Genomic DNA, 6,206 nt, shown 5'->3' on the forward strand with positions numbered 1-6,206 from the left:
AGACATGACCTTCCACATCGGCGCCAAGCCGGGCGACATCGCCGAAACCGTGCTTCTCCCGGGCGATCCCTACCGCGCCCGCTGGGCCGCTCAGACCTTCCTGACCGATGCGGTGCTGGTGAACGAGGTCCGCGGGATGCTTGGCTACACCGGCAGCTGGCAGGGCCACCGCGTCACCATCCACGGCTCCGGCATGGGGATGCCGTCGATGTCGATCTACGCCAATGAGCTGATCCGCGACTACGGCGCGAAGACGCTGATCCGCATCGGCTCCGCCGGGGCGCTGCCCGAACGCGTGAAGGTCCGTGACGTGATCCTGGCGCAGACCGCCTCCACCGTGGGCTCCCCCTCGCGCACGATCCTGAAGGAGCTGAACTTCGCCCCCTGTGCCGATTTCGGCCTGTTGTCAAAGGCCTACGCCGCCGCCACCGCCAAGGGCGTCCCTGTCCATGTTGGCGGCATCCACTCCTCCGACACGTTCTACGACGAACGCCCCGACCTAACCGAACAGCTGCTGCGCCACGGCTGCCTTGGGGTCGAGATGGAGGCCGCCGAGCTTTACATGCTCGCCGCCCGCCACGGCGCCCGCGCGCTCGCGGTCCTCACCGTCTCGGACCACATGACCACTGGCGAAGCGCTGCCTGCCGACCAACGCGAAACGAGCTTCGGTGCGATGGTCGAGATCGCGCTGGAGGCCGCCTTCGCCTGACCCGTCAGGTCCTGCCCGACTGCCGACCGAAAAATTCCACCCATCGCCCGCCGCCTTGACCCGGATCATGGAACTTTCCTCTGGATCGGTCCTTCCTTCCCGGATCAAAGCAAGGAGACGACCATGGATATCACCTTCCCCGGCAAGACCGCCCTCGTCACCGGTGCAGGCTCGGGCATCGGCGAGGCCATCGCCACCGCCCTCGCGGCCAGCGGAGCGCAGGTCGTGGTGCAGGACCTGAACGAGGACGGCGCCGCCCGCGTCGTGGCCGCGATCCAGGCCTCGGGCGGCAAGGCGCGCGCGGCGGGCGGCAACGTGGCCGACCCCGCCACCGTCGAAAAGCTGGTGGCCGACGCCGAATCCTGGGGCGGCGGCCTGCAGCTTCTGGTCAACAACGCGGGAATCGGCGGCGCCTCGGCCCTGACCGGCGCCTATCCGGTCGACAGCTGGAAACAGGTCATCGACGTGAACCTGAACGCCGTCTTCTACGGCTTGCGCTTCGGCCTTCCCGCCCTTGAACGCGCGGGCGGCGGGGCGGTGGTGAACATCGCCTCGATCCTCGGCAGTGTCGGCTTCGCCAACAGCGCGGCCTATGTCGCGGCCAAGCACGGCGTCGTAGGGCTGACCAAGTCTGCCGCGCTGGAATACGGCCAGAAGGGCATCCGCATCAACTCGGTCGGCCCCGCCTTCATCCACACGCCGCTCATCGACAAGCACCTCGACCAGGCCACGCAGGATTTCCTCGCCTCGCGCCACGCCCAGGGCCGCCTCGGCACACCCGGCGAAGTCGCCGCGCTGGTCCTCTTCCTCTTGTCCGATCAGGCGAGCTTCATCACCGGCTCATACCACCTGGTCGATGGCGGCTATACCGCGCAATAGGGCGCCTTACCCCTACGTCAGCGTGATTTTGAGAAACCCGCCCCCGGTGCTAGCATCCCTTGCGAAGTTGCACCGGGGGACCACATGCGCCGCCTTGCCGCCCTTGTCCTTGCCGCTCTCCTCTGCCCCCACGGGGCCAGTGCCGCCACCACCGCCTACCACCTTGACCCAACCGCCTCGACCGTTGCCTTCGAGACCGACTTCGGCCCCGACCTCATCACCGGTTCGATCCCGCTGGAAAAAGCCGACCTGAAGCTCGACTTCGAAAATGTGACGAATTGCACCGTCGATGTCGCGCTGGACGTGACCGGGGCCAAGGCCAGCTTTCCCTTCGCCGCCCAGGCGCTGAAAGGCCCGAAGGTGCTGGACGCCAGGGGTCACCCCCGGATGACCTTCGAAAGCACCTCGGTCAAGCGCGCGGGCGAGGCCGCCGATGTCACCGGCAACCTCACCATCCGCGGCGTGACCAGGCCTGTCACGCTCCACGCCCAGATCTTCCGCCCCAAGGGCAGCGCGGAGGGAGAACTCGACCATCTCACCGTCAAGCTTACCGGCAATGTGAACCGCTCTGACTTCGGGGCAACCGGCTGGTCCGACATGGTGGGCGACCAGGTCCGCATCATCATTACCGCCCGCATCGACGCGGCGGGCTGAGATGGGGCTCCGGAACGGCCCGGGGGAGTTCGGTCTCGTCACACGGGCGATCCACTGGACGATGATGCTGCTCATCTTCGGCCAGCTCGCCCTCGGCCTCCGGCTTGGCAGCTTGGAGCCCGGCCTCGCGAACCTCTGGCTTTACGGGCTGCACAAGACCGTGGGCTTCCTCGTCCTCGCCCTGATCCTGCTGCGCATCGCCTGGCACCTCGTCAGCCCCCCGCCGCCCCCTCTCGGTCCGCACAACCTGCTTTTCTGGGCCGCCCGCACCGCGCATTGGGCGATCTACCTCCTCCTCATCGCCATTCCGCTGACCGGCTGGGCCGGAAGCTCCGCCACCGGGATCGACGTGATGATCGCCGAACGCTGGACCGTGCCGCCGCTGGTCGAAGCGTCCGAGGAAGGCGAGGCCTTCTGGTTCGGCCTGCACGATGTCCTGACCAAGCTTCTGATGGCGCTGATCGCGGTCCATGTCCTCGGCGCGCTCAAGCGGCAGGCCGAAGGCGATGGCACCCTGACCCGGATGATCCGCGGCCGCGCCTGAGTCTTCTGCGAAGACCCGGTTCAAGGAAGCTTTCGCGAGACAAACTTGCCCCGCGCCGCACCGCTGGCCCTTTTCCTGCGCTTCGGCTAAGCAATCGCCGGACTCATGCAAGGCGCAGACATGGCACGCATCCTCATCACCTCGGCCATTCCCTACATCAACGGGATCAAGCACCTCGGGAACCTCGTCGGCTCCCAGCTTCCCGCCGACCTCTTCGCCCGCTTCAACCGGGCGATGGGGCATGAGGTGATGTTCATCTGCGCCACCGACGAACACGGCACCCCGGCCGAGCTCGCCGCCGCCAAAGCCGGGAAGCCGGTCGAGGAATATTGCGCCGAGATGCATCAGGTGCAGGCGGAACTGGCGAAGGGGTTCCGCCTCTCCTTCGACCATTTCGGCCGGTCGTCCAGCCAGCGCAACCACAAGCTCACCCAGCATTTCGCGGGCAAGCTGGATGAACACGGCCTGATCGCCGAGGTCAGCGAGAAACAGGTCTTCTCCATCGACGACAACCGCTTCCTGCCCGACCGCTACATCACCGGCACCTGCCCCAACTGCGGCTACGAGGCCGCGCGCGGCGACCAGTGCGAAAACTGCACCAAGCAGCTCGACCCGACCGACCTGATCAATCCCCGGTCGTCCATCAGCGGCTCCACCAATCTGGAGGTCCGCGAGACCAAGCATCTCTACCTCCGGCAGCGCGCCCTGCGCGACAAGCTGGAGGCCTGGATCGACAGCAAGACCGACTGGCCGATCCTGACCACCTCGATCGCGAAGAAATGGCTGAACGACGGCGACGGCCTGCAGGACCGCGGCATCACCCGCGACCTCTACTGGGGCATCCCGGTCAAGAAGGGCGACCAGCCCTGGCCAGGAATGGAGGGCAAGGTCTTCTACGTCTGGTTCGACGCCCCCATCGAATACATCGCCTGCACGGCCGAATGGGCCGACGCCAATGGCAAGGCGGATGCCGATTGGGAACGCTGGTGGCGCACTGACAAGGGCGCTGCGGACGTGACCTATTACCAGTTCATGGGCAAGGACAACGTGCCCTTCCACACCCTCTCCTTCCCCGCCACGATCCTGGGAAGCGGCGAGCCGTGGAAGCTGGTCGACTACCTCAAGTCCTTCAACTATCTCAACTATGACGGCGGCCAGTTCTCCACCAGCCAGGGCCGCGGCGTCTTCATGGACCAGGCGCTCTCGATCCTGCCCGCCGACTACTGGCGCTGGTGGCTCCTGTCCCATGCGCCGGAAAGCGCCGACAGCGAATTCACCTGGGAGAATTTCCAAGCCTCGGTGAACAAGGACCTCGCCGACGTTCTCGGCAACCTCGTCTCCCGCGTGACCAAATTCGCCGTCTCGAAATTCGGCAACGAAGTCCCCTCCGGCGGCAGCTTCGACCCGCTGGAGACCGCCCTCATCGCCGACCTCGGCGCGCGGATCACCGACTACACCCGCTTCATGGAACAGATGGAGGTCCGCAAGGCCGCGGCCGAGCTGCGCGCGATCTGGGTGATCGGCAACGAATACCTGCAAGCCGCCGCGCCCTGGTCTGTCGTCAAGACCGACCCGGAGCAGGCCCAGGCCATCATCCGCCTCGCACTGAACCTGATCCGCGTCTATGCGATCCTCTCGGCCCCCTTCATCCCCGACGCCTCGGCCACGATGATGCAGGCCGTGGGCAGTGACGACTGGACCTGGCCCGCCGACATCTCTGCCGCGATGCGCGCCCTGCCCCCGGACCATGGCTTCACCGTGCCCGAGAATCTTTTCCGCAAGATCACCGACGAAGAGCGCGCCGACTGGCAGGCCCGCTTCTCCGGCATCCGCGCCTGAGGCAGCTTTCCGCCGCCTTTCGCAGCCGCAGAACCGGTTTTTGCTTAACGGCCTTTGGACGGGCCGCGCGTATGGCTCACAGCCATACGCTTTCCAGACACAGGACAGATACCGCCCGGCTCCCTGCCCCGCCGGTAAACACAGCGTTCTCAAGCGCTTGCCGCAGGAAATCCCGACCAAGCGAATCGTTGATCGCCCCAGTCGCTCCGCTGCGGAAAAAGGTTCGTGTGCAACCGCAGAAACGTCTCCGTGGCGGGCGAAATTTTGCCCGCTCCCCTCTCTGAAAGGAAGAAATTCCGCCGACGCGCAAAACTTGGGAAGCCGAACCACACGCAATGGTGGTATTGTCCCGCCATCGGACCTGAGTCGCTGCCCGACTTCTGCCAAGTCCAGGAGAAACCGAGATGACACAGATTCTGCAGTCGCGTTCCCGCCCCGCCAGAACCTATGCCGCCGTCGCCCTGTTCCTTGCCGTCTATGTGGGAGTGCTGGTTTTCGTCTTTGCGCCCAAGGACTTGATCTCCGTCCAGTCCCCGACCGCGCTGCTCAACACCGACTGACTGCCGTTCAGATGATCGCCCCTTCCACCAGCGCGCGTCCTTCGGCGATGCGCTCGTAGTGGAATTCGCTCATATCCAGCGTGCGGTAGCCGCCATGCAGGATCCATTCCGCCGTCGCCCGTCCCATCGCGGGCGACTGCTGCAGCCCGTGGCCGGAAAATCCGTTCAGGAACAGGAAGTTGCCGATCTCCGGATGCGGTCCGGTGATCGCATTCTGGTCCAGGCAGTTGTAGTCGTACTGCCCCGCCCATTCGCTGATCACCTTCACCGTCTCGAAAGCCGGGATGCGGGTGGCGATGCCCGGCCAGATCTTGTCCATCCACAGGTCCTGATCCATGGCGAAATCGTCGAACGCCACCGCCGGGTCCACATCGGCATGTCCCCCCGCCATATAGGTTCCGCCGCCCACTTCGCGGACGAAAACCCCTGACGGATCAATGGTCAAAGGCAAGGGCCGGTCCAGCGGCGTCTCGGCCTGGATCACCCAGTTGAACCGTTTCCGCGGCTCGATCGGAATCTCGATCCCCGCCATCGCCGCCACCTTCGCCCCGCGCGTGCCCGAGGCGTTGACAACCGTGCCACAACTCACGCTCCGCCCGGATTTCAGCCTGACTCCAGTGACTTGGCCGCCAGAAACATCCAGTCCCACCACCTCGTCCGAAACATATTCCACCCCGGCCTCGCGGGCCTTGCGGTGGAACCAATCGAAGACGGTCGAGCCGTCGAAATAGCCTTCGTCCTTGGTGTTCAGGCTGCCCAGCACCAGATCGTCCACCATCATGAACGGGAATTCTTCGGCGATCTGATCGCGCGCCAGCAGCCGCGTCCCCGCCCCTGCCGCCGCCTGCACCTTCTGGTTGGCGCGCAGCACATTAGCGAAATCTTCACTATCGGCGAGGTAGAGGTAGCCGAAGTTCTGGATTTTCAGCTCGGGCACCCTGTCGTCCCCGCCCATCCGCGCCCGCAGCGACTGCACGAAATCGGCCCCGAACTGCGAGATGCGGATGTTCAGCTCGGTCGA

Annotated in this window: 7 protein-coding genes; 6 read left to right on the forward strand and 1 reads right to left on the reverse strand. The window is 65.4% G+C overall.

The features are described from left to right. Positions 1-4 precede the first annotated feature (4 nt). From deoD to V7Q39_RS18605, 6 genes are all read left to right on the forward strand, one after another. Positions 5-709, forward strand: coding sequence for a purine-nucleoside phosphorylase (deoD, locus tag V7Q39_RS18580; RefSeq protein WP_333818106.1), 705 nt, complete (start codon positions 5-7; stop codon positions 707-709). Between the two features lie 123 nt (positions 710-832). After that, on the forward strand, positions 833-1,588 hold the full coding sequence (locus tag V7Q39_RS18585) for an SDR family NAD(P)-dependent oxidoreductase (protein WP_333818100.1): 756 nt from the start codon (positions 833-835) through the stop codon (positions 1,586-1,588). A gap of 84 nt (positions 1,589-1,672) precedes the next feature. Next, positions 1,673-2,242 carry a YceI family protein gene (locus V7Q39_RS18590; RefSeq protein ID WP_333818101.1) on the forward strand — a complete coding sequence of 190 codons (570 nt, stop codon included), beginning with the start codon at positions 1,673-1,675 and terminating at the stop codon, positions 2,240-2,242. Position 2,243: 1 nt separating this feature from the next. Then, positions 2,244-2,786 (forward strand): cytochrome b, encoded by a 543-nt coding sequence (locus V7Q39_RS18595; protein WP_333818102.1) that lies wholly within the window; start codon positions 2,244-2,246, stop codon positions 2,784-2,786. A gap of 120 nt (positions 2,787-2,906) precedes the next feature. Then, a complete protein-coding gene (gene metG, locus V7Q39_RS18600; RefSeq protein ID WP_333818103.1) occupies positions 2,907-4,625 on the forward strand; it encodes a methionine--tRNA ligase in 1,719 nt (572 codons plus the stop codon). Between the two features lie 404 nt (positions 4,626-5,029). Continuing rightward, the gene (locus V7Q39_RS18605) at positions 5,030-5,185 is read left to right on the forward strand and encodes a hypothetical protein (protein ID WP_333818104.1); all 156 of its coding nucleotides are present in this window, start codon (positions 5,030-5,032) and stop codon (positions 5,183-5,185) included. Positions 5,186-5,192: 7 nt separating this feature from the next. On the opposite strand, the gene V7Q39_RS18610 is transcribed toward V7Q39_RS18605, so the two are convergent. Continuing rightward, on the reverse strand, positions 5,193-6,206 hold a 1,014-nt coding region (locus V7Q39_RS18610), incomplete at its 5' end, for an NAD(P)/FAD-dependent oxidoreductase (RefSeq protein ID WP_333818105.1).

Source organism: Tabrizicola sp. (genome assembly GCF_036781545.1).
Classification (GTDB): domain Bacteria; phylum Pseudomonadota; class Alphaproteobacteria; order Rhodobacterales; family Rhodobacteraceae; genus Tabrizicola.